Source organism: Salinibacter grassmerensis (assembly GCF_947077765.1).
Lineage (GTDB): Bacteria > Bacteroidota > Rhodothermia > Rhodothermales > Salinibacteraceae > Salinibacter > Salinibacter grassmerensis.
Genome location: NZ_CAMTTF010000001.1, coordinates 245,966 through 271,135 on the forward strand (window position 1 = coordinate 245,966; position 25,170 = coordinate 271,135).

Here is a 25,170-nt window from a genome sequence, read left to right on the forward strand (position 1 = left end):
CCCCAGAGCTGGCGTTCCTACTCGTCATCATCTCGGCATTGCCGGCCATCGGTAGCGATGGGTACGGATATCGCCAGGAGTGGACCTCCGCACTCGGCCGCCTCTCTCGTTATCTCCCTCTCAGTTTCCAAGCTGTCATGACCCCGACACAGCCGAATTCTCATTCCGGCGCTCCAGCCTCGTCCGGGAGCCGACCCTTCGAGATGCGCAATCGCCTCCGCGCGCTCGACTCGACGATCGATGTTGCGATGGCCGGGGCCGGGGCGATGGGCCGCGGGCTGCTTCACCAGTGCCTGGCGACGCCCGCCTTCCGGTGTGTGGCATTGGCGGACCCCGACCTCGAAACCGCCATCGACTGCGCCGAAGCGGCCGACGTTCCCTACGAGGTGGTGTCCGACATCGGGGCTCTTCACGACTGCATTCGGAATGGTCAGATGGCGGTCTGCAAGGACGCCGCGCTGGCCGCCCGGGCCAACCCGGCCGAGGTGTTCATCGATGCCTCCAACGCCATCCAGGACGCCGCCCGGTTCTGTCCAGTGGCGCTCGACCACGGCAAGCACCTCGTCATGATGAACGCCGAGGCAGATCTGGCCTTCGGCCCCTACCTCATGCAACAGGCTGCGGAGCAGGGCGTCACGTACGCCAGTTGTGACGGCGACCAGCACGGGGTGATTAAGCGTCTCGTGGACGACTTGCGGCTCTGGGGGTTCGACCTGGTCATGGCCGGCAACATCAAAGGATACCTCGATCGCTACGCAAATCCGACCTCAATCATCCCTGAGGCGGACAAGCGGAATCTTGACTACCACATGTGCACCGCGTACACGGATGGGACGAAGCTCGGCGTGGAGATGGCCCTTTTGGCCAACGCCCTGAACCTCAAGACGCCCATGCCTGGGATGCATGGCCCCAAAGCCGACCACGTAAGAGAGGTACATGACCTTTTCGACCTAGAAGCGCTCTGGAAGGAGCACGGTCCCGTAGTAGATTACATTCTAGGGGCCGAACCGAACGGGGGCGTGTTCGCCGTCGGATACTGCGAGGACGCTTACCAACAGCGGATGATGGAGTACTACAAGAGGGGCGAGGGGCCGTTCTACATCTTCTACCGTCCCTATCACCTGTGCCACGTAGAGGCGATGGACGCCATTGCGACCGCCGTTCTTGATGATCGCTCGCTCCTGCAGCCGGAGCACGGGCACGTGGCCGACGTATACGCCTACGCCAAAAAAGATCTTGTCCCCGGTGATCAGCTCGACGGCATCGGGGGCTACGCGTGCTACGGCCTGATCGAGAATTGCGCTAATCAAGACCGGCAGCCGGGCATTCCGGTGACCCTAGCCGATGATGTGCGCGTGACCACCAAAATTGAGAAGGACGAGAAGATTCCGGTATCGGCGGTCGAGATGGACGGAGACCGTGCAGATCTTCAATTGTACAGGAAGTCGCTCGCGTCTTGCCAGGCCCCAACCGTCGAGGCTTTTTCTGAGGCCCGTCCGTAGCCTTCTCTCAAGGAAGCCCGCTACTCTCGGCTTCACGAATCGACCCATCCCATGAGCGACCGAAACCTTCCGGAGCCCAGTGAGGCCCTGCAGAACGTTCGCCGTCTTCTCGCCTACGTGCCCCGAGCGCTGACTCTCATGTGGGAGGCTGCCGCCCGCTGGATGATTGCGTGGGGAATCCTCCTGGTTATTCAAGGCCTTCTTCCGGGAGCCAGCGTCTATCTGACGAAGTGGGTCTTGGATGGCGCCTCCCAAGCGATTGGGAAAGGCTTGGCGTGGGGGAATGCCCAGCTGATCGTCATTCCGGGCGGGCTTATGGCACTTGTGCTCCTTCTCCAACAGGTCGCCCAGGCCGTCAATGGATGGGTGCAGACCTCTCAGGCTCAGCACGTCGAGGACCACATTCAGAACCGAATTCACGACCAGGCCGGTCGGCTTGACCTTGCTTTTTACGAGTCTTCCGACTACTACGACACCCTCAATCAGGCCAGTAGCCAGGCCAGCAACAAATCTTTGGAGGTGCTGCAACAACTAGGGGGGCTTTTGCAGAACGGCATCACACTGGCTACAATTGCCGGCATTCTCGTTCCGTACGGGCTCTGGATCCCACTAGTGCTCATCTTTAGCACCCTTCCGGCCCTCTACGTGGTAGTCAAGCATAACCAGAAGTACCACGACTGGTGGGAGAGACGAACCATGAATCGCCGGCGGGCGCAGTACTACCATTTGATCCTGACGTACGACTACGCGGCACAGGAAATGAGAGCCTTCGATCTGACCGATCACTTCGCCGAGGCGTACAGTGACATTCGGGACTGGCTTCGAGGTGAGCGCATCGAGCTCGAAAAGAACAAGGGCTTGGCGACGATTGGGGCTGGGCTGACGGCTCTCGCCGCGATGGGGATTGTGATGGGAATCATGGCGTGGCGGGCCATGCGCGGGCTCGCGACAATCGGCGATCTGGGGCTGTTCTACCGGTCCTTCCGAGAAGGGCAGGGCTTGATGCGGAGTTTGCTCCAGAATGCGGGGAAGCTCTACACGAATGCCATGTTTCTTGAACACCTGTTCGACTTCCTATCGTTCGAGCCGACAATCCAAAACCCGGATAAGCCACGAGATGACTTGCCCGTTCCGCAACAGCACGTCGCCTTTGAAGACATCTCGTTTCACTACCCGGAGACCGATGCTCACGTGCTAAAAGACTTTTCCTTAACCATCCCTGCCCAAAAAGTAACGGCCATTGTCGGTGAAAATGGAGCCGGCAAAACGACTCTGTCGAAGCTTCTTGGCCGCCTCTACGACCCACAGGAGGGGCGTGTGCTCGTCGATGGGATTGACATCCGTGATTATCGTGTCGAAGATCTACGCAAACAGATCACGACGCTGTTTCAGCAGCCGATTCAATACCAGGCCACAGTAGCCAAGAACATAGTTGTGGGTGACATCCGCCGTGAGCCCGATCCGGACGCGCTCAGGGATGCGGCCCGCCGGGCCATGATCCACGAGACAATCATGAAGCTTCCGGATGGATACGAGACACAACTGGGCCAGTGGTTCAGGGGTGGGACAGATCTGAGCGGGGGGCAGTGGCAACGGATTGCCTTGGCTCGGGCGTACTACCGTGACGCCCCCATCGTCATCCTCGACGAGCCGACGAGTGCGATGGACTCGTGGGCCGAGAACGAGTGGCTACAAAGCTTTGGCCGTCTCGTGGACGAGGGACGCACGGCGTTCATCATCACCCACCGCTTCACGACCGCGATGCACGCGGACATCATCCACGTGATGGACAACGGCGAGATCATTGAGTCGGGAACGCACGAAGAACTTGTGGACCAGGAGGGACACTACGCAGAATCCTGGCGGAATCAAGTAGAGCACGGATGGCGAGCGGCCGATACAGGACCGGAAAACGCTCCCGTCTCCCCACCGGTCTCATCGGGCACGCCCCCACAGTCCTGACGGCCATCCCTAGTTAAAATTCCTGCAGTACCCCCTATTCTCAAGCCCTAACGTCGACCCGACATGGCTTCCCTCGATGATTCCATCGCGGCAACGAATTCGTTCGCGAGCGCCGAGGTGGAGGACGAGCGCATCCTTCTGGATCCCGAGACGGGAACGTACTACGGCCTGAATCCGGTTGGCGACCACGTGCTCCGCATGGTGGAGGACGCAGAGACGGGGAGCCTCGCAATCCGCAGCGTCGTCGATGCCTTGCACGACGCGTTTCCGGACGAAGACTACGAGCGTATCGCCGAAGACGTACTCACGTTCATCGATGAGATGGAAGACTTTGACCTTCTTCTCGTGCGCGACTGACCATCTCATCCAGGCACCCCGCAAGCGTTAAAGTCCGCAGTGCCACCGTGAGTATCTAGCCTCTATGAGCGGAATTGCTGGCATCTGCTACACGGACGAGCGCCCCGTAGACCGGGCCGTCCTTCATCGCCTCTTGGAGGCCCAGTCCCATCGAGGGCCAGACGGATGGGGAGTGCAGTGCAACGCGTCCGTCGGCGTCGGGCATCTCGCGCTACGGACGACCCCGGAAGCGGCCCACGCCCCCCAGCCCCTCGTGGGCCCTGAGGGGGATCTTGTGCTGACCGCCGACGCCCGCATCGACAACCGGGACGAACTGATCTCAGAGCTGGGCCTCCGGCGCAGCGACGATCCACAGGCAACGGACGCGGGGCTGATCCTGGATGCCTACCGGCAGTGGGGGGGCGAAGCGCCCAGGCACCTCCGAGGCGCGTTTGCCTTTGCCATCTGGGACGGGCGCAACGATCGTCTCTTCTGCGCCCGGGACCGGATGGGGCTGCGGCCGTTTCACTACTGCTGGTCTGAACCCCGCTTCGTGTTCGGGTCCGAGATCAACGCTGTACTCACCCATCCTGCGGTGTCCTGCGAGATCAACGACACCCGCGTCGCCGATTTTCTGGCTCGGATTCACTTGAGCAAAGAGTACACGTTCTACAACGACATCCTGCGGTTGCCTCCCGGTCACCGCGCCGTGATCAATCGCGGAGGCCTTCACGCCGACGCGTACTGGACGCTCACGCTTCCTGAGGAGCGGGCGCTTGGCTCCGATGAGGCGTACGCCGAGGCGTTCCGGGAGGTGTTCTCGAGTGCCGTCGAAGACCGACTGCGGGCCGAGGGAGACGCAGGGGCGTTCATGAGTGGGGGCCTCGACTCTTCCTCCGTCACCGTTACGGCCCACGAGGTGTCGTCGGACCCCCTTCACACCTTCTCGGCGATCTACAAGCAGGTCCCGGAAGTGGACGAGAGCGAATACATCCGCGCCGTGCTCGATCAGGGCGACTACCGGGCCCACTTCGTTGAGGGAGGCGACCACGACCTGCTGGAAGACTTTCCTGGCTATCTTGCGTCTCAGCAAAAGGCCACTCTCGCTCATACGCCGTCGCTGCTACAGTTGCTGCACCAGGAGGTGCAGGACGCCGGGCTCAACGTTGTTCTCGACGGTCACGGAGGAGACGAGGTTACGTCCCACGGACACGGCTACCCTGGGGAATTGGCCCGAAACCGACGGTGGGGGGCACTGATCCGTGATCTTCGCGGCAACCTCCGGGGTGAGGAAAGGTCTTGGCCAGGGGTGTTTGCCGCCTACTGGCTTCGCTACGGGCGGCTGCCGAACCGAGTCGGGATGGGGGTGCTTCGCCTTCTCCAGTCGGCCGGGCTGTCTGTTGGGCAGAAGGAGACCCTCCCCCAGCTGATAGACTCGGGCCTGGCCCAGCGCACGCAGATTGCCGACCGGCGGCACCGTCACCATAAGCAGGCCCCTGCGTCCGCTCCGACGGAACGCCGGTGTCATTTTCGTCAGGTATCCGGCACGATTCAGCCGGGCGCCCTGGAAGAGCTTAACCAAATGGCCAGCCTGCGGTCCGTGGAGCCGCGGTTCCCGTTCTGGGACCCGCGTGTCGTGGACTTCTGCCTCTCCCTGCCCTCCGAGGTGAAGCGCAAGCGAGGGGTTGGGCGGCAGATTCTGCGGTCCGGAGTGGGGTCGGTGCTCCCCGAGCAGGTTCGGACCCGCACGGACAAGGCCGAATTTCAACCCAGCGTGGTTCAAAGCCTCACCCGCTCCGCACTCGATGTGCAGACCGTCATCGAGGGCATGGAGGATTCCTTTGCCCCGTACATGGACGTGGAGGTCGTTCGTTCTACGGTAGATCGGTTTACTCAGGCTCCATCAGCGGCCCGGTCGGTAGATCTCGTCTCGATTTTACAGGTTCTCCGGCTTGGGTACTTCTTGGATCATCGAACGAAATCCAAAAGATGATATCTGTAGGCGTCTCCTTCTCTAGCCTGATTTTTAGTTAGATTGTTTTACAAGTCAAAGACACAGCACACGAGTATGGATTCCTACACTCCTCCCTCAGTAACGAAATACGGAGACGCCCATGAGATCACCGGTGCAGTCGGTCACGGGTGGCATTTCGACGGCTCTTTTTGTCAGTTAGACGAGGTGTTGGACCCAGACGAGTGGGGGCATACTCATCGGCAGGATCCTTCTTAAACGGCAACGGTGGCAAACCTAGGGCCTCTCACTGCATTAGATACATGGAAAGTCGTAGTGAATTTGCTCCTGCCCCATACTACGTTGAGGAGAAGCAGTGTCCCGTTTCCAGTCAGGTCATCGGGCTGGTTGATGGCTTCGAGTTGGATCCTTGCCAGAATAGACATCCCTCTTACCCCACAGGTATTTCACTGAACAGGTGACCACCTCACTTCTCATTAGTGAAAACACTGCCCGTCCCAAGACTCATCCTTTAAACACCCTCAACCACCATGACGCTTCTTGCCAATGGATGTGTCGCATGACAGTCCCCTCTTCAGCTATGAGGCACATGGGCTCTGTTTCTCATCCGACTTTTCGCTAAAACGGCTCCGTCCCCAGTCAACTTACGAAAAGTCTTCCACGGTAGAAGTCACTCTTCACCGCGGGGAAAAGCTAGAGACATCCGAAGTTGAGGCGAAAACATGCATAGAATGCTGCAGTGACTTCATTTGCATCCGTTCCCGGTTCGGGAGTGTGGAGATTGGGCAGGACACAGTGAAGCTCTTTCCCAGTCAAGGGACGACACATCAGTCTCTGTTTGAGTACTACGCTGTGTACATCGCAGCCTTTCTGCTCCACGACCGGGACTACCTGACGATCCATGCAAGCGCCGTTGAAATTGATGGTGGTACCATTGCCTTTGTCGGACCGAAGGGCGTGGGCAAGTCAACCACGGCTTCGCTATTCTACGAGCAGGGACACAGGCTCCTCTCCGACGATCTGATTGCCTGTCGCCCCTCCTCGACGGACGCTTCCCCACATGTCGACCCGGGATTCCCGTGGATGAAACTGGGCGAACGTTCGCTCAGCGAGGTTCTCGAACGGAGTGGCGACAAGTTGGAGTGGACAGTCCCGGGCTCTTCGAAACGGATCGTTCCCATCCACGAGCGTCAGCCGGATTCTCCCTTGCCCCTGCGACACGTCTACGTGCTCGGCTACCACGAAGAGAGCTCAGACCAGCAGGAGGTGAAGATCAGACAGGTTGGGACCAAGCAGGCGTGCTTGGTCCTGCTTTCGAACGCGTTCGTGCAGATGTTCTTGGAAGAGACCGGCGCAGATCCGGAGCACCTTGACCGGTGTGCGGCGCTGGCCCGGCGAATTCCCATGTCCGTACTTAGCCGCCCGCAGTCGATGGACGCTCTCCCTTCCGTATACCACACAATTCTGGATGACATCAGGGCCACGCGCCCTTCGGACAGCTCTGAAGACCGCCCGCAGTAGAGAGGTGTTCTTCATCCTGTTCGGTTGGCTTCAGTCATCAGTTGGGAGAGCGTCCGCTCCTTAGTCTCCGCCTCACTGGGGAGAGCATCTTCGTTCCGGAAGCCTCCTTCGGAAGTGTGAGCAATACCCCTGTCGGGTCAGACTGGTGAAGCCCTCTTCAGGGACTTTCTGATCTCCTCCCGCACAATTGCGGATGGCCAGCTCCGCTTCTGATAGGCGAGGGCTCGCTTCCTTGAGCTGTCGGCTGCACCGGCACCAACCTGTTTCAGTCCCGATGAGGATCGCCAGAACCCCGCGACAATCTCTCGTTGCCTGTTCTTGCTTAGGCGAACGTTCGGCACGCCGGTCATCGACCGAACAGCCGTCCGGCCGCGGGCCCCAGCTGTACTGCCTCGAGTCCTAAGAAGCGAGACCCTTGAGGTGGGTGCGGCCCGGGCCTGAACCCGCTCATTCAGCGCCTTCATGCCCCGACATGCCGTCGAACCGGAGAACCCTCGTCCGTGTAACTCGGTGCTGAGGTCTTTGCCCAGACGGGCGTATACGCCCTCCGTCACCATTGGCATCGGTGCCAGTACGCTTCTCAACGTCGGTATGTCTCCCTGGCCGAGCTTATGCTAACAAAACCCTTCTCCGAACCCTGATACTGTCCGAAGAAGGTCGGCTGAGAAGAGTCTTCTCGGTCGCGCGGCACTCCTGTGCCCCTTAGTCTCAGGGTGAATCGCCATCCGCGCGCGAGCCTACACAAACTGGTGTAAAAATCCTTTTCTACATGCGTAACATAATGAGTACGGTGTGAGTGCTCCCCCACGGCGGGGGAAGGTCCCCAATATCCCAAACAATAATATCGCTCTTGCGCTTAGTCATACATAACTTCTCTAAAGAGAATCGAAAGTGGCGCTCGAAGCAGAACATCGAGTCGGTGATTCCGGCCCAAAACGAGAATATACCGGACTCCCGACCTGTGATGTGTAAAAATATGAACGCCGAGACGTTGTCGAGCGCACAGCGGTTCGCCTGAAGGAGCGACGGCGACTCCTCGCTACGTCGTTTCGTTGTCGGGCACCTTCTCCACCAGTCCCTCTTCGCCTAGCTCCTGAAGAAACGAACGTACGTGCCGCAGCGCCTTGGCCTCCGGGGTCGCCCATTCCGCAGCAATCGCGGCCGCAATGGCGCTGGCATCGCGGCCCTGGGCAAGGAGCTGCCAGATGCGGTGCCCGGTCTCGTTGAGGGAGTAGTACTGCTGCGCCTCCAGGTGGAGCAGGACCGACTCGTCTTCGTCGATCGTGGTGGAGACGACCTGGGAACGGGGACGGTACGAACGCATGGGGGCTGCAGAGGCTTGTGACATATCATCGGTTAATTGAAAGAACGGCTCCGGCGACGAGGAAAAGCATTTTGTCGTAGGGACCGAAGAGGCTCGTGTCCATGCTGCCCGACTACCAACTCCACGGCCTTCGTCTGCGCGCCGCTGGTGGCAGCCCTGCGGTACGAGAGCGGCTGCGGCGGATTCTGCGCTACAAGGGCGCCGAACCAACCAGGGCGGACGCTGGCGCCGACATTCGACTCGCGTTCGACGTACACACGTCGCTCAAGACGCCCACAGGCACGGCGCGACACGTCGGCACAAGCGCCCAGTGCGGGATTGAGGTCTGGGACGCGCCGGAGCAGATGGTCCTGGTCCACGAGAACGCGACCGCCGTGGTCGATCCGGAGAGCGGCTGGGCCGAAGGCCAGGTGCATCCGGCTCTGCTTGAGGACCCGGATCAGGAAGAGCGAGACCCGCTGTTTCATCTCGTGGTCCTTAGTCTCGGCCTCCTGCTCCGACACCAGGGCTGGTTTCCACTGCACGCCGCGGCGCTCGCCCATGAGGGCCGTGGGGTCCTCCTGCCGGGCCGGAGCGGGCAGGGCAAGACGACAATTACCTTGAGCCTGCTCCGCCACGGGTGGGCGGCCCTGTCCGACGACACAGCGTTGCTTCGAGCCACAGGCAATGGAGTGAGGGCGCATGCCTTTCGGCGGCCCCTCTGCGTGGATCCGGGCGCAGCAAATTGCTTTCTCGAGCTCGACGGCCCCGACTGGCCCGCGTCCCTCAGCGACGCGTCGAAGTGGCAGGTCGGCATTGACCGTCTGTACCCCGGGCAGTCCGAATCGACCTGCACGCCCCGCCTCCTCGTTCTGCCCACGATTGCCGACGCGCCGACGAGCCGCGTGGAACCGATCGGGCCCAAGCCGGCGCTCGAACAGCTCCTTGCCCAAAGCGCGTTTTTCCTGTCGTCGCGTCCTGATGTGGCCGGCCGGCACCTGTCCGTGCTCCGTCGGCTCGTCGACCAGACACACACCCATCGCTTCTACGCGGGCCGCGACGTATTGGAGGAGCCCCGAACGGTGCACACGCGTCTGGCTCCGCTGCTGCCGGACGGACCAGCCTCCGACGCCGTGTCCGGGTAAAGCCAGGGATTGGAAAACAGAGTCCATGTCTCCTATGGTCTTATCCGCTTCGAGAAGGAACCAATCTAGGACCGCGCGCCGGCGAGCCCGTACCGTTCGTCGCCTTGAGCCCGATCCAGGGCCCATTCGAACGTACGGGCAGGTTGTCTCTCCCAGACAGGGCTTTACAGAGGGGCCAGGCAGGTCCACGCATTATCGTGGCGACACCTGCTCCCGTGGCGGTACTCACTCCACCACCGTCAACTTCTGAGCTTGTGTGCGATTCTCCGCCGTCAGGCGCACGAAGTATGTGCCGCTCGGCAATCGGTTGGCGTCGAGGCGGACCGTTTTCATCCGCCCGGTCGGCGGAGGGCCGTCGTGCAGCGTCGCGACCTTGCGCCCGAGCACGTCGTAGACCGCCACGGTGGCCGTGGAGGCTGTCTGGACGCCGAACCGGAGGGTCGCGGCCTGCCGGGCCGGATTGGGCGAGGGGGGCGTCAGGCGGAGGGGGGCGTCCAGGCCGAGCGTCACTGCCGCCACGTCGGAGAATGATTCGGTGCCGTCCAGGTCCCGTTGCCTCAAGCGAAAGCGGTGCGGGCCCGGAGGCAGGTCCGGTGTGCGGACCCGGTAGGTCTGCGGCCGCTGCGTGGTCCCGGCGCCCTTCACGAACTGCAGCGTCCGCCAGTCGGCCGCCACTGTCGAGTCGCCCGGCGCGTGCTGCACCGCAAAGCCTGCGTTGTTGGTTTCGGTGGCCGTTCGCCACCGCAAAAGAACGGCATCGTCGGTCGTCGAGGCCGCGAAGCGGGTCAGCTCGACCGGCAGGACATCGCCCGTCTCGATGTTGAGGTAGCGCTCGAAGGTCTCAGTGCTAGAGCTCGTGTGTCCGATTAGGCGGGCGTGCCAGAACTCCTCGGACGGGATTGGCGCGTCGGTCCAGAACAGATTTCCGCCGGAGAGGAGCGTCGTCAGCCGATCCGGTGGGTACGAATCGACGAGGTCCTGTCCGCCGTCGTTCAGCACAATCTGGAGCGCCTCGTCGCTGTCGATGAAGCCCTCCGGAATCGGGCCCATCTCTGGAAGAAGGCCGGGCCCCGAGGTCGTGTCTACGTCTGCGCTCAACGGATCGATCGTCACCGTTGTCCCCAGATCCTGCGACGGCGAGTAGAACCGGTACGTCCAGGCGTAGGCGGTGCCGTTGGGCCGTGGGCCCGTCTCGGCCTGCACCCACCGGAGCTGCGAGTCCGGCGCGTAGTGCGCCGCCGAGTCCCGGGCGACGGGCAGGTTGGGCGCGGCGCGGGCGGTGGTGCGCGGGAACTCGAACAGTTGCAGGTCCACCCCGGTCTGCTCGCCCCCACCCATCTCCACCGCATTGGGCGAGCCGTCCCCGTCGGGGTCGTGGAAGCCGAGCGCGTCGATCGTCGTGTTCGAGCCGTTGGTGTAGCGGACCGCGATGGGGACGTAGGTGCCCGGCCGCACGAACTCCACGCCATAGTCCCCGGACGATCCGATCAGCGCGTCCCCGCCCCGAATATTCCAGTCGGTTTCCTCGATCGAAAACTCGTCGAGCAGAAGGACCTGGGTAAACGGGCCGTTGCCCGCGGCCTTCGGTCCAATCGTTCGGACGCGGGCCTGAGGGGGGCTGGAAGGGAGTGATCTCGCCTCGTTCATCTCAGGGTCAGTTTCGGCGGCGTCGAAGACGAGGTGCCCGCGTCCACGCTGCCGTAAGCCCTTGGCCAAAGTGCGAAGAGTCGGGCGCATGTCGGACGCCGGGGAGGAGAGGAATTTCTGAGCGGGCACGGGCGCGCTGACCGAGCCGGAGATCGTGCCCTCCCCAGCGTCCGGGGCGGTCGTGTAGCGCAGGGCGTACGGCTCCGCCATTGGCGTTCCGCCCGCACTTTCCACGGCGTACACCAGCCAGGTGTAGTCGACGTCCGGCTGGTGGCTGACCCGAAAGCGCACGTGGCGGGGGACATCGTCGCCCCCGCCACACGGACCCGCAAAATTGAGACAGAGGGAGACGCCATCGATCGACAGTGAGGCGCGGGGCGCCTCCACGAACCGCGAGTCCCAGTCGGTACTCACGCCGATCTCTTGGGCAAACGAGAAGGCCACGGTGTCGGCGAGGGACACACCGGCCGCGCCGTAGGCCGGAGCCGACTGCTCTACGACGAAGTCACTCTGCGCGTGGGCGCCGCCGCAGAGCAGCCCGAGAACGAAAAGACACGTCACATGTCGCATGGCAGAGGGCAAGAGGCAGGGAGAGAATCAGCTTGCGGTCGACTCGAAGAAATGGCGGTCCCCCGTGCCGCGGATCAGGTCCGTCTCGCGCCGCAGCTCCGGCTTGACAAACGGCTTGCGCGGGTCTTCGGGGGCGTCGGGCTCATCGGGCTGTGAAGAGGATTGGGCATCGGAGGACGGAGTGTCGGAAGGCATGGGCAGTTGAGGTCAGATTCGACAAAAAGCGTGTCCTGAACCGCGTGGAGGCGAGCGCCGAAACAGAGTCCTACCGGACGAGAGTCATCCGCCGGGTAAAGGCCTGCTCGCCTGTCCTCAGGCGCAGCAGGTAAACGCCGCTGGCCAGGGCCTGTCCGTCGCGGGTGCGCCCGGTCCAGGGGATCTGATGCGTGCCGGCGCGCACGGGGCCATCTACGAGCGTGGCCACCCGTCGGCCCATCATGTCGTAGACCGTGAGCGTCACGTCGGTCTGTTCGGGAAGGGCAAACTTGATCGTCGTCCGGTCGCCGAAGGGATTCGGGGCGTTGCCTGCGAACTGCGCCGCGGCCGCGGGGGAGAGCTCGTGGACGGGATCGAAGTTGACCTCCAGTCGGCCGTCGTCCTTGGTCGGGCAGGTGCTGGCGGCGATGGCGAAGTACGTCGACGGGTCTCCGATCGTGGTCTGTGTCAGATCGAAGACGGCCGCCGCGGGCGGATTTTGTGGGTCGTCCGCCGTCCACGTGTCTCCGCTCCGCGTGAAGCCGCTTGGCTCGCCGGTCACCGTGAAGTTCTCCAGCTTCGTATACTCGATCTCTTCGAGGCCATCCGTGTTGGTAAAGGTGGCGGTCACCACGCCGGGGCTTCCGTCCTCAGGGGGCGTAACGGACTCGCCTAGGGTGGTGGCGGTGCACTCGGGCGTCGGGTCGCCGTCTGTGCAGGCCGCCACCGGCTCCGGGCTGAAGTCGACCGTCACGGCCCCTACGACCGCGTCGCCAGTGCCGGGGTAGTCACCGCTCGGCCCGCTGGACGCGCCCCAGTAGTTGCCGGAGGCGGTCAGAATTTGCCCGCCGGACGACCGTACGCCCACGCTGCTGTTGTTGGAGATGCAGTTGCCGGTGACCTGCACGTTTTGCCCGGGAGTGTCGGCGTCGACGCCGAAGGCCCAGTCGGAAATGTTGTTTTCCGTGATCTCCGTGCCGCTGACTCCAGATCGGATCCGGAGTCCCGCTCCGCTCCCCGGCCCCCCAAGATTGTTGGCCGAAAATGTGTGGCCGCTCGTGTTCGCTTGGACAAAAATCCCGGCTGTCTCCCCGCCAACGAGGCCGCCGGTGATCTTGAAGCCGTCAATCGTGACGTTGTCGGCGGCCACCTCGAAAGCGTCCACGGTGGGCGTAGACGCGTCCTGCAGGGTCAAGGCCTTGTCCACGGTCACGGTCTCCGCGTAGGTGCCGTCGTGGACCTCCACGGTCTCGCCGGGGGCCGCCGCGGTGACGGCCGGCGAAATCGGCGAGTAGATTTTCTGGACGCCGGATTCGTCTTTGACGTCTCCGTTCGCGTTCCGAATCACGACGGCCCGATCAAAGGTGTTGTCGGCGAGAAGGGCGTCTAAGTCCAGGGCTGCTGTTTTGTCCTCGACCTGCAATTCGGTGTTGTTAAAGCTGTTGCCTGCGACGGTCGTGGTGCCCGCAGTGCCGTCTTCAAACCCGAATCCGACGCCGACCGTCGATGTGGTGGGGGCGGACTGGACCGTGGACACGTCGTTGCCGGACGCGTCGACCCCCGTGGGGGTTTGGCCGTGATTGTCGGTGCCCCGGACGACGATCCCGAACGCCCACGTCGTGGCGTCCATCCCGACGTTCGCAACCGTGTTGCCCGTGACGGTTGCGCCGTCCACGTGGCCCTGAATGCTGATGCCGGCCGCGCCCCCTTTTGTATCCCGCCCGTCCAGGTTTTGAACCTTGTTGTCGGCAATCGTCAGGTCGTCGATGGCGTCGCCGCTGTTGCCACCGAAGGCCACGATGCCCCCTAAGCCCTCCCAAGGGGGAAGCCCACTTTCTTCAAAATCGCGGACGACGGTGTTGGCCACCACCACATTGTCTGGGGCATTGCTGACGCGAAGCGCCTCCGCCGTCGTGTTAGAGGTCGCAGGGGGCGGGGCCACGTCGAACCCGTCGAGGGTCACGTCGGAGGCCGAGATCACCACCTGTCCCTCGATGGTCGCCTCACCGCCGCGGGGACTGTCACCTGGCGTACCAGCGTTTGCGCCCTTGAGAGTGAGTTGTTTGTCCACGGTGACATTTTCGGTGTAAAGGCCCTCCAGTACCTGGATGGTGGTATTCGTCCCCGTCGCGTCGATGGCGTTTTGAATAGACGCGTAGTCGGCGGGCCCGTCGTCGTCGACGGTGATCGTGACGCTGCTACTCAGGGTCTGGCTTGTGTTTGGCGTGCCCGGTGTGCTGGCAAGAGGGCCCGTCCAGGTGAAGTCGCTGTACGCGGTGCCGGATCCCTCCAGTTGTACAGACTCTCCGACGGGAGGAGGCGTGGACTCGTCGGCCCCAATCGGGGTGCTCGTTTTGCCGCCCGCACACCCGTCCCCGCTGGTGCCCGTGAGGGTGCCCTCGTAGCTCAGAAACTGGTCGGTGCCCCCACTGGACACCAGCGCCTCGAACGTGCCGTCGTCATTGCTGTCAAAGCAGAGCGCAAGCGCCTCCGTGCCGTTTTGAAGGGTCTCCCCGTTGTCCGTGTAGTTGTACGAGTACAGGGAGAACCCCCCGGTAGTCGCGCCAGGGGTAAACGCATCGAGGGGAACCGGGTCTGCGGCGTCGGAATCTCCATCCGCTCCGTTGTAGTGGAGAACCTGAAACCGGCCGAGGGCGACGCTGCCGGCGTCCTCGATCACAACTTCGACAACCTCATCGGTGTCTCCGCCGGCATTGTCGTAGTGAACCTCATTGATCCAGGCGTTGGGCGTTTGGGCCTGCGCGGGCAGAGGCGACAGAGCAAAGAGCAGTGAAAGGAAGAGCGCACGTCCTGCGGGGTGAAGTGACCACATGGCGTCGTCGGGGCAGGGAGACAGAAAGTGCGGAGAGGTGTGCTACAGAATCAGAAGCGAGGGAGAGCTGAGAGCTGAGATGGCCGCTAGTCGACCGGACTACCGTTTGTTTTGTTTTGTTATTTTGTAACAAACAAATGTTTGGGGAGGGAGAGAAGCTATGAGATCTCGGATTGCCTGCGCTGCTCCTGTGACTCGTCCGTCCCACGCGGAGCAGAGTGGCGCTGTGGAAAGAAATGACGACGGAAGACCGGTCGACGTGCTCCGGAAGGGCGTTAGTGAGTTCGCTACGGCGCAGACGGGAAATCGCCGTCCCCAAAAGGGCTGATCGGAGTCGAGAAATGGGCTCGGTCCGCCTGGGCGCGAACACAGAGGCCGCCTGCCCGATGAGGGGCTGGAGGAGGCAAAGCACCGAGACAGTTCGCCCCCTCCGGACGAACGGCTACAGATCGCCGTCCCGCTGTGGAATGGAGTCGGCGCGGCGGTTCTGTTCATCGGCGCCCTTCTTGCCGCCCGGGTCGCCGACGGCCCCTTCTCCGCTTGTCGTGACGCGGTCGGGCGCGATGCCGTTGTCCTCGTAGAAGTCTGCCACGGCCTGAGCGCGGTCCCGAGAAAGCGGCAGGGGCGATGGTTCGTCCGGGGCCGCGAAGCCCTTTACGCGGACCGACAGGTTCGGGCAATTGCGGAGCACCTCCGCGTTCTCCTGGAGCTTCTTCCGCGCCTCAGAGCTAAGCGGGCTCGATCCCCGAGCAAAGTAGACCGTGTTGAGCTCCTGCACCGTTTTGCAGACGGCCGGGAGCGTCCGCTCCACCTGCAGGGCGATCGAGTCAGTGGCCGTCCCGTCCTCGTTGGTCGCGGTGAGGCGGACAGTGTACTCGCCCGGGGCACCGTAGGTGTGAGTGGGAGCGGGTCCCGTGACGGATCGCCCGTCGCCGAAGCTCCACTCCAGGGTGAGGGGTTTGGCGCCCTCCACCGTGCTCTCAAACTGAACCGGCTCGCCCGACGAGGCCGGACTGGGGGTGGCGGTGAGAGCAAGAATGCGGGGCGGCCGTGGGGCCGGAAGCACTTCCACGGTCAGCGAATCGATGGCGGTGCCGGCGTCATTACGGGCCGCAAACGCGACGGCGTAAGTGCCGGGAGCGTTATAGACGTGCGACGGCGTGAGCCCGGTGGCCGTCCGCCCGTCGCCGAACGTCCACTCATAGGACAGTGGGCGCGTGGCCTCCTCCTCGTTGACGCGGGCGGCAAAGGCGGCCGCCTCGCCGGCCGTCACCTCAGCAGGACCGTTCAACTCTAAGATACGAGGCGGCACCGCGGGCCGGTCGAAGGTGTACTTCAGTCCGATGGCAGGCAGGGCGCTGAGGGCATCAGCACGGGTCTCACTGGTAATGCCGTCAACAGCGTCGTCCAGGAACGTAAAATTAAGGCGGCTCTCGACAAATAGTGACGTGCGGTCGGTGAGGGATACGTCTACCCCAATCCCAACTAGATGCCCAATTCCAGGGGAGCGCCCCCCGAGAGAGAGGTTGAGCCCTGCGTCGACATAAGGGCTCACCCGCAATCCTGAGGCTCCAACCATATACCGAGTCAGGAGCTGTACCGTGTGTCGCGACTGGCCGAGGTCACCGCCTTGTCCTGGGGCGCTCGAGGTGGTGGTGAAGGGGACGCCATCGGCGAAGGGATACTGCCCGAACTGGTAGCCCAGCCCGAGGCCGAACTCGGGTGAGAACTGGTAGCCCAGCTCCCCGACGAGCACGTACGGAAACGCCGCCCGTTCGGTGAACTTGCGGGTGTCAAAAAACTCCCTCAGCTCAGTCGTCTGGTCGAGACCCAGGGATCCGTCATTGTCACCGGCGTAGTCGGACAGCCCCCCACCAAGCTTGATGTAGAACGTGTCGCCGGCGCGCTTGCTCTGGGCCTGGGCCGGAGGAGAGAATGCGAGCCCGAATAGCACGGCGGCGAGCAGGAGGCTGTAGAGACTCCTCTGCAGACCACCGGGACGACCAGAAGGCAAAAACGCCTGCGCGGTAGGGGAAGACGTGGGAAACGACATGAACGACTGGGGGAGATGTGCGTCGTCCGATGAGCGTATGTCCCGACTGGGATGCGATGTCATCGGAGGCGATCTGAGGCGAAGAGGGAATCGTTCAAGCAACAGAATTTATGATAATCAAAATATACTAACGCTCCTCTCGCTCTTCCTTTTGAGTCTCTGGATGAGTCGGGAGAAAAGAATGGGAAAATGGTCGCGACGATGGTCCCCAGTAGAGAGCTCTGGTCCAGGTTGCGGCTTTGAGAGCGGGAGCGAGACATCAGGCAGGTCGTCTCCTACGAAATATGTTGCATGAGAACGCCGTCGTTTGGTGCTCGACGCCGCGCTTCGTCACGTCAAGGAGTATCCTCCGTGCAGGGCTGGTGGGGACCTTCCACCCTCCAGCGAAGTTTTCTGAGGTTCGTTTTGGGATGCGGTCCCGACGGGAAGATGGGGCCGGGACGTGAAGAGGCCCCATCAGATCCTGCGCGCGCCCAACGCCCCAGTCTCGAAGTGAGACGGGCACAGTTCGCTGACCGCGAGCCGCATCAGGACGTCTGCCTGGGCGTGTTTGCGGCCTCAAGCTTCGTACCGAGGTCCTCGAACCGCTCGTATGTGTCGGGGGCTCCTGCGCCTCCAATCAGCACGCGCCCGCTGTGCTCGACCCAGGCGTGCGCCTGGAGGCCTGTATCTTCGTTCTTCGTCACCCCAATGTGCAGTTCGGCTGCGTCGTCCCCACGGCGAAGCAAAAGATACTGCAGGACGAGAGCCTGCGTGAGGCAGGGCCGCTCGGGCAGGAGGCGCTGGCCCACCGCGTGGGCGGCCCAGGCGGCGCGCAGGCGGTAGCGGGGTGTTGCCGCCGACCACCGGGGAAGCCCCGCCGCTACGCGCCGCAGGGTTCGGGTCATGCGGCTTAGAGAGGTGGCCGAGAGCCCGCCCCGGATGCACGCAGTGAGCGCAGCCGCGTACAGTAGCAGCCCCCAGTTTTGCCAGGGGTGGCGCCACAGTGTTTGGAGCCTGCGCACGAGGGCCTTCAAGGTGTTCAAGGGACTACGTGATTGAGGCATCGAATGGGTGAGGGGCAGAAGTCCCTTCCGCTCTTCGCCAGAGGATGTGGACCTGGTGGCCCTGAGATCTTTCGCAATGGGAAGGCGAACGCGATGTGAGATTCCTCTTTCGGAGACCCATACGCGTTGTTCTACCGATGGAGCAATGCTAATCGATTAAGAATCATGCCGGAGAGGCCACCACACTGCCTGCGCAGTGAAGTACCACTTCGTGTGGTCCCCGAAGCGAAGGGCAAGTGTGCTCAAAGAGAACGTAGCAAGCTGCTCGGAAGAAGCACTTCGTGGGAGAGCCAAGGAGCGCGACTGAAAGGTAAGTGTCTCGGCAATCCAAGCTAGTCATGTCCGTTCCCTTGTACAGAGAAACACTCGCCATGCTCCCCGTCAAATCATTCCCCGAGTCAGAGGAACTGTCACACACGTCCTCCACGCGTCTGCCCTCCGCACAGACTTCCGTCTCAGATGGCTCAGAGGACGGGCAACCCGACAGGTGAGGCGGTATAAGGCACCGGCCTGACCAATCGCCTCTGCCAAGAGCTCCGCGAGGGAGTCGAGGATCTTCTCAGGCAGGCAAATGGCCCTGAGGACGTCGGCGCAGGACACCTGAAAGAGGATATTTGCCGGCGCACTGCGGCGTAGGTAGAGGCCTTCAAGAAGGCGATCCGAGACAGGGGGGCTCTTCGGTAGGCGACAAGATCAACTTACCGGAATGAACAGGTCACCTGATGACGAAACCATCTACGGAGGGGGACAAGGAAGCCGCTCCCTAATATATACCTGATGTCAAATGTATTATTTATTAGTACACAAATACTAAAACAAAGGAGAGGTTCTTCCCCCGCCGGGGTTTAATTACTCCATACTCATTGTGCATGTAATAAATAATTTTTTGCAATCGTAAAAATCGACGTTGCAGAGAGAGTGCGCTCGCGTGAGCGGCCGACACGCTCGTCACTGATTGAGAAGAGCGCAGGAGGAGCAGAAAGAGACCCGTGCTTTAAAGGACCCGCGTTTTTTCTGAAGGGGCATTCTCCGAGCGGCCGGGGGAGCAGTCAGTTCACAGGGCGCTTGTCAAGAACGGCTCCCTTGAAACGTCGACTGGTAGCTGGTGTCACTCTCCTTCAACAGCGCTGAAGAAAAGCTGGGGGAACTGTTCTCCTTCTTTCAAGCGCGCCCTCCCGGGCCTGACCGGTCCGCTCGTCGTTTTGACCCTGTCGCTTTCGCCCGTGCGCGCTCCTTGGGGGCCTGCGCGCTCAGCTCAGTCGGCGAGGTCAGGAATGCCATTAATGACAGAAATGACACTCTCTGCCCCGGCCGGGCCCTCCGGTTCTGGGTCTCGCTTGGCCCACGTCCCGCGTTTTGGCTTCCGCAGCAGGCCGGCTTCCTTCCACGCCTTGAGCCACCGCTGTACGCCCCGCTCGCTTGCGCCAACGCTCTGGGCCCGCTCCTTCGCCTCTGCCGTCGAGAACGTTCCTTCCGGGAGCGCCTCCAGGTACTCACGCTGCCGTTCGGTAAGGTCCTGCCTCCTCTCATCGAGTGTCGCTCGGAGGCCGGTCCCTTCCTGCAGATCTGCACCCCGTAGACCATCGCCTCCGTGATCGCGACTACCGACCCCGATTGCATGGAGAAGATATGTCAGAGACAGGCGAAGGCCCGCCTCCAGGTCTCTAGCCCCCAGCTCCACCGACTGAGCCGATGGAACTCCGGTTTCCGCAAGCCGAACGCCCCGAAGGATCACGGCGATTTTTACCGCCTGAAGCCCTGCTCGGGTGAGGGAGGCCTGCATGGGCCGGGGCACGTTCCCGTCTTCACGCCACTTCTCAGTAAGGGAGCGAAACGCCCAGGTGTGCACTTCCTGCAGGGCCTCCGGCACCCTGATCCAGAGCGGCTCCTCTCTCGCGATGAGCCCACGGTACGCGCTCCGAAATGCCTCGCTGGCGTCCTGGAGGCGCTGTCCCAGGCTTCCACTTCTCTTTCCGAACTGTGAGCTCCACTCAAACTCCCGGTCGAACCGGTAGAAGAGAAACCGACTGAAAAGCCCGTTTCCTGCCCCGGGCGTGTCCCCACCGCCGGGCATGGCACCGTCGCCGGACAGGACTTCGCCGAGCGCGGCTGGCGTGCCGGCCAGCGCGATGGAGGGAGCTGGATGAGGAATGGTCACCGTACCCTTCGAGGACCGGCTCATCTTTATGGTTTCGTTCTGAAACCCCTTCAGGAGCACGTCAGTGAAGGAGCCCCAAGAGCTTCCCAGGGCCTGGCTAAGCGACTGGAATTCCGTCTCGAAGATGACCCCATGGGGGCTTTCCTCAAGCCGTCGCTTGAGGGCAGCGGCGCTGCTGTCTGCGGCTAGAAAGAGGTGCCGGCCGGGCTGGCTGCCAGACCGATTCCGGCGAGAGGGCGTGCCTTCATGTCTCTCTCGGGCGCCAGGCTCTTCTGCAGTATGTGGCTCTTTTTCGATGGACGACCCTCTTGGAGCGGTGCCGCTGCGTAGCTCCTTGCGGAGCGTCCGGCCGTACTTGCGGGCATGGCGGAGCGCGCTTTTGCCGGAGGCGGGTGGGGCGACCACCGCGCTGTAGAGGTTGGGGCTCACCCTGCTTCCGCCGTAGCGAAACTGGATGTTTGGGAGCGCGCCGGCCCACATCGGAAGCGCGCCGGTCAGGAAGACGTCTCGCTTCCGGCGGTCGGCGAGTTGGGAAGCCGGCTCCGCGAGGAGCGTCGGCAAAAGCTCCAGCGCGCGCTGGGAAAGATATCCTTGGTGGAGAGGATTCAGGTCGCCGGAGCCTGTGCCATCAGATGCTTGGTGGCCAGAGGTCAAGTTGCCGGACCTGCCAGCATTCTTGAAGCTGCCGGTGTCTTCAGTGCCACTGGAGCCCTTGGGGTCGCCAGCGGCCCGCTTCTCGTCGAAATTAGAGATCTCGCTGGGAGTGGATGTCTCGCTGGGACTGGACGTCTTGCCGGCATCGAGACCAAAAATGCTGGTCCGCTCGGCATTTCCGTCATGTCCGGCGTCTTCTCTGCACCTGACGTCTTTCCTATGCTCGGCGGCCGACTTGAGGGGCGGGAACGGAAGGAGAGCACCCAGCTGGCCCTGAGCCTGCGGGTAGCCGAAGGAACGTTGGTTCGCGGCAGAAGAAGAAAACTGGTTTTCGCTAGAGGGTACCATGGTAGAATTGAGCTGAACGAAAGATAAACGGATCGGCGGTTTGGCCATTCGAGAGGCTTGTGCTCACCGCCTGCGCCCAAAATCGGAAACGATGGAACCCCCGTTGTTGACCCCCGAGCACCGGCTGCTCAGACGCCAGCAAAGGTCCTCGAAGTCAAATGCGCTCCTTCTCTCGCGAGGGTTGCTGCGTCTGAATCCGTCCCAGCTGGGGCACCCTGCGTGAAGTCCAGGGCACAGAGCATCCAATCCACAGGAAGCATGCGGCAGGCCACAATCTCGCCGTCGCGCGCAGGAGGGCATGTCACCCACGGTTCGGCTCGCACCGCCGTCTTTCGCGCTCGCTCATGTCCGTGGCGCACCTATCTGCGACGCACCTACTCCGCAGCGCACTTACGCCAATAGAGCCATGCGGCAGTGGTGGGAGCAGAGGGAAGGAGATGAAGATAAGTCCCTGGTCACCTGTACTTGCTGTCTCCACTTGCTGTCTCTGCTGGCGCCTTCTATCTGCATTGCCGCTTGCCAGTCTGACCTGGGCCTGGAGCCGAGGCTATTCAGCAGGACTGATCTTCTGTTTAACCGGGAATGCTAGTGCGAGCTGTCCAGAAACAGAGTCGCCGCCGCAGGCAAAGGCGACATGTCAACCGCTACGCAAAATGAATAAGAGGACAATATGTGTTTTATCCCGCAGAGAAGGACGTTCAGCCCTCTGCTGGCGCGCGGCGGAGGTGAAAAGCTCTGGTAGTGTGCTGTCCGGAAAAATCCATATACGGCATATATGAGAACCCGGATGCACTTTTCTGCACATTTTTCCCAGCAAATAAATTGTTCCGGAGGGTATATTATTCGCCGCCGCTCTTGGCCGAATTAGCCTCTGTCTGCCCCGAGACAGTCTCTCTTTGACACGGTCTTCTTTCGACACGGGCTCGATCTGACACGAGCTTGATCCGACCCCGCCTGGGCGCGTGTGCGCAGGTTTGATATGCCACCATCTGCGCTTGCTGGCTGTGGGGCCGTTCGTCTAAAGGGCTGTCGCTTAGGGGCCTGCCCGTGTGTGCCACCGCCCTGCAAGTATTCAGGGGCGCCTCCCACCATAGTCATGACAGGAGGCCCTGTGCCCTGGTGCGCTAAGGCATGTGCCGGTGCCCCGGCGCCTCCTGTCTCGATACCACTGATTAACAGACTGATCCCCAACCGATGAACATCCCAACCGAGAATGACTTCAGCTTTGCCAATCCAAACGGAGGTGACTCAAGTGAAGGCGATTCAGGCGAGGGCGACCCGGACGGAGGCAGTGGAAACGAAGACTACGTAGGAGGGAGAGAGGCAACCGGAAGCGGCGACAATGAAGTCGCCCTGGGGCCCGACGGTCCTGCAGCGGAGCGCCAGGTTACACCGGAGGAGTGGCGCCGCCTGCGCGCGCCATTCTCCCGGAAGGCCTACGTCGTAGGCAGCCGGGCGACCGGGCGTACCGCGGCGAACCTTCCGCTGGAGGCCTTTTCCAGTGAATCCCGTAGGTCCCAGCCTGGAGATGAACAGGAGGAGTCAAGTCAAGATTTAAATCAGGCAGTCGTCGACCTGCGGCTCCGCCCGGAGGCAATCCGCGACCGCCTCGACCTGGTTTTATGTCCCGGGCGCTACGGCTACCGGCTGGAGCCGGGCCCGGAGGCAAGCGGCACCTTTTCGATGCGCTGCCACCTCCGGGTGGGGCCCGGGCGGCGGACCGGCATAGGGACTGCCTCGAGTCCCCGAGTAGCCGGCCAGGTCGCGCTGGCGAGCGCGGCGGAGGCGTTCGGGATGGGGGCCTCTGGCAAGATCGCCGGGCCGCTCGTGGCCGACCGCAAGAGCTGGCACCGGCTGCCGGATCCAGTGCTCGAGCGGCTCGAGCAACGAGAAGAGCCCTCCCCATGGACACCGGACTCAGGGCCGCCCGGAAACACGGGGCAGACGTGAGCCCTCACAGTCCGGCTCTCTTTTTTTGTCGAAGGCTTTTTTGCCAGGGGCTTTTTGCTGGGATGTCTTCTTCGTGAGGGTGTGCCTCGTCGGTCACTTCCGTGCTCTCAACCCGCAAGTGGTGAACATCGAAAGAGCCTTCGGTCAGAAACTGGAAAGAAGCCGGCTGGGAAAAGCGGGAAGAGAGATACTACCTGGAAGTGCTACCCGGAAGTGCTGCACAGAGGCGTCACCCACCGCGGAGGACAGGAGAAAGACCCCCGGACCTACGGGGCAACTGGGTTTTCCTCTGCCTTCTGCTCATCGGCCGACTGGTCCTGCGTGGCCTCAGGAACGGCGCCATCGCCTCTTGCTGGCACCGTGTCGCCCGTCGCGGTGATGTCAATGGATGCCGGAATATCGTTTTCGGCCAGCACCCTGGTGGAGTACTGTCGCGTGTCCATCTCGTCGGTGGCCGGGGCGGGCGTGAGGCACCCGAGGCGCCAGGCCCACACGACGGCAATCGTTACGGTGCTGCCGGCCAGAAGGAAGCCCCACCCCGTAGGCAGCACGCCCATCAGCACGGCCGCACTTCCGAACCACGCCCCAACCCCGTAGAGGATGAGCACGGCGCCCTGCTCGGTCCCGCGATCGACCAGGCGGTGATGCACGTGGCGACGATCGGGGGCGAAGATGGTGCGGGCCGAGCCGAAGCGCCGGATAATTGCCGTGCCGGTATCCAGAAGCGGGACGCCCAGAAGGACAGGAAGAATGAGGAGGGCCATCACCGGGTCGGTGTGGAGAGGCCCCTGCAGCGTGTACCCGGCCAGCAGGTAGCCCAGGAGGAGGCTCCCGGAGTCCCCCATGAAAATGGTGGCGGGCTTGAAGTTATGCGGCAGGAAGCCGATGAGCGCTCCGGCCATCACGACGCCGACGGCCATCAGGGCGATTTCCCCTTTGACCCCGAAGAGCGCCGCGCACGCCAGAAAGGCAATGCCAATGATGCCCGTCGCCAGACCGTCGAGGCCGTCAATGAGGTTGACCGCATTGATGATGCCCACGATCCACAGCATCGAGAGCGGGATAATGTACAGCGCTTCGCTGAAGGGAAGGGCCCCGGCGGCAACGGTCCCCGAAACCGCGTTGGTGGCCAGTGCGCCGGTGCCTCCTCCAGGAAGAGGCAGAATCGTGCCTGAGTGGAGAAGGAGGTAGGCGGCGACGAGTTGGAAGGCAAATTTGCCCTTCGCGTCGAGGGCGTGCCGATCGTCCCAGTACCCCGTGGCGAGCATGATCGCCGCCCCGCCCCAGAACGAGAGGGACTGAACGGCCCCGGGGAATGGGCCCCAGAATCCCCAGAGCGCCCCAAGCCCCACCGCCAACCCTACGGCAATCGCAAGGCCGCCCCCCGTTGGCGTGGTGCGGGTGTGGACCTTCCGGGCCTGCGTCGGGCGGTCCAGTAGACCGAGGCGTGGGGCCTGCTCGCAGACGAGACCGGTGAGAAGCACCGTCACCAGAAACCCGGCGACCACGCTCCCGACAAGTCCGAAGAACAGAGGTGTGGCCATGAATCGCAGCGTGAGTGCAGAGAGGAGATGTGGGCGGCAGAGGCAACGAAGACGTGGGCGTCGGGGCACTTCAGTTGCCCGGTGTTGCCTCGCTGGAGAAGATGTGCCAGGATCTCTGCTCACAATGGTACGAGCGCGTGCCCGAGAACAGATAAGCATATAGAGGGGCCATGCGCTTATCTTTGGAGCACGAGGGTTGTCAAAATCCCCTCTCGGTCGTGGTAGATTTGGATGACCGGTATTAGTCCGGGAGCCCGGCAGGGCCTGGGAGTGCCCAGGAGAGGCGAGCGTGTAGGGAGCTTCGGGCATGCGCGGTCCTCGGCATTCCGCTGCTGTCTACGAGCATGTGGACCCTCCCGAGACGCCGTTCTGACGGGAAGAGGTTTCGAAACGAAAACGCGTCGGGCAATAGGGAACGGATTCTATGCTCC

General features: G+C 62.5%; 15 protein-coding genes. 7 read left to right on the forward strand and 8 right to left on the reverse strand.

The annotated features are described in order from the left end of the window. Nucleotides 1–203: 203 nt before the first annotated feature. The 5 genes from OJB03_RS00950 (at nt 204) to OJB03_RS00970 (ending at nt 7,293) form a co-directional block, all read left to right on the forward strand. Nucleotides 204–1,502 carry a hypothetical protein gene (locus OJB03_RS00950; RefSeq protein WP_263784462.1) on the forward strand — a complete coding sequence of 433 codons (1,299 nt, stop codon included), beginning with the start codon at nt 204–206 and terminating at the stop codon, nt 1,500–1,502. 51 nt (nt 1,503–1,553) lie between these two features. Beyond that, nucleotides 1,554–3,464 (forward strand): ABC transporter ATP-binding protein, encoded by a 1,911-nt coding sequence (locus OJB03_RS00955; protein ID WP_263784463.1) that lies wholly within the window; start codon nt 1,554–1,556, stop codon nt 3,462–3,464. 63 nt (nt 3,465–3,527) lie between these two features. After that, nucleotides 3,528–3,821 (forward strand): PqqD family protein, encoded by a 294-nt coding sequence (locus tag OJB03_RS00960; RefSeq protein WP_263784464.1) that lies wholly within the window; start codon nt 3,528–3,530, stop codon nt 3,819–3,821. 64 nt (nt 3,822–3,885) lie between these two features. Further along, on the forward strand, nt 3,886–5,793 hold the full coding sequence (gene asnB, locus OJB03_RS00965; protein WP_263784465.1) for an asparagine synthase (glutamine-hydrolyzing): 1,908 nt from the start codon (nt 3,886–3,888) through the stop codon (nt 5,791–5,793). A 525-nt stretch (nt 5,794–6,318) separates the two neighbouring features. Beyond that, nucleotides 6,319–7,293: a phosphoenolpyruvate carboxykinase (ATP) gene (locus tag OJB03_RS00970; RefSeq protein ID WP_263784466.1), complete on the forward strand. Its 975-nt coding sequence runs from the start codon at nt 6,319–6,321 to the stop codon at nt 7,291–7,293. A 1,039-nt stretch (nt 7,294–8,332) separates the two neighbouring features. Here the strand turns inward: OJB03_RS00970 and OJB03_RS00975 are convergent. Beyond that, nucleotides 8,333–8,617 carry a PqqD family protein gene (locus OJB03_RS00975; protein ID WP_263784467.1) on the reverse strand — a complete coding sequence of 95 codons (285 nt, stop codon included), beginning with the start codon at nt 8,615–8,617 and terminating at the stop codon, nt 8,333–8,335. 101 nt (nt 8,618–8,718) lie between these two features. On the opposite strand from OJB03_RS00975, the gene OJB03_RS00980 reads away from it, so the two are divergent. Then, nucleotides 8,719–9,741, forward strand: a complete 1,023-nt coding sequence (locus tag OJB03_RS00980) for a hypothetical protein (RefSeq protein WP_263784468.1) — start codon at nt 8,719–8,721, stop codon at nt 9,739–9,741. A gap of 225 nt (nt 9,742–9,966) precedes the next feature. Here the strand turns inward: OJB03_RS00980 and OJB03_RS00985 are convergent, their stop codons facing one another. The 6 genes from OJB03_RS00985 to OJB03_RS01010 form a co-directional block, all read right to left on the reverse strand. After that, a complete protein-coding gene (locus OJB03_RS00985) occupies nt 9,967–11,958 on the reverse strand; it encodes a T9SS type A sorting domain-containing protein (protein ID WP_263784469.1) in 1,992 nt (663 codons plus the stop codon). Nucleotides 11,959–11,985: 27 nt separating this feature from the next. Then, complete coding sequence (locus tag OJB03_RS00990; RefSeq protein ID WP_263784470.1) at nt 11,986–12,153, reverse strand: hypothetical protein; 168 nt, start codon at nt 12,151–12,153, stop codon at nt 11,986–11,988. Nucleotides 12,154–12,223: 70 nt separating this feature from the next. Next, nucleotides 12,224–14,986 carry a FlgD immunoglobulin-like domain containing protein gene (locus OJB03_RS00995; RefSeq protein ID WP_263784471.1) on the reverse strand — a complete coding sequence of 921 codons (2,763 nt, stop codon included), beginning with the start codon at nt 14,984–14,986 and terminating at the stop codon, nt 12,224–12,226. A 442-nt stretch (nt 14,987–15,428) separates the two neighbouring features. Continuing rightward, complete coding sequence (locus tag OJB03_RS01000) at nt 15,429–17,000, reverse strand: PKD domain-containing protein (RefSeq protein ID WP_263784472.1); 1,572 nt, start codon at nt 16,998–17,000, stop codon at nt 15,429–15,431. A 566-nt stretch (nt 17,001–17,566) separates the two neighbouring features. Next, on the reverse strand, nt 17,567–18,043 hold the full coding sequence (locus OJB03_RS01005; RefSeq protein ID WP_263784473.1) for a lasso peptide biosynthesis B2 protein: 477 nt from the start codon (nt 18,041–18,043) through the stop codon (nt 17,567–17,569). 1,297 nt (nt 18,044–19,340) lie between these two features. Next, entirely contained in the window at nt 19,341–20,804 is a 1,464-nt protein-coding gene (locus OJB03_RS01010) for a YfjI family protein (RefSeq protein ID WP_263784474.1), read from the reverse strand. A gap of 1,635 nt (nt 20,805–22,439) precedes the next feature. Here OJB03_RS01010 and OJB03_RS01015 point away from each other — a divergent pair. Further along, entirely contained in the window at nt 22,440–23,195 is a 756-nt protein-coding gene (locus tag OJB03_RS01015; protein ID WP_263784475.1) for a hypothetical protein, read from the forward strand. A gap of 266 nt (nt 23,196–23,461) precedes the next feature. Here OJB03_RS01015 and OJB03_RS01020 read toward each other — a convergent pair whose 3' ends face one another. Continuing rightward, entirely contained in the window at nt 23,462–24,739 is a 1,278-nt protein-coding gene (locus tag OJB03_RS01020) for an MraY family glycosyltransferase (RefSeq protein WP_263784476.1), read from the reverse strand. Between the last annotated feature and the right edge of the window lie 431 nt (nt 24,740–25,170).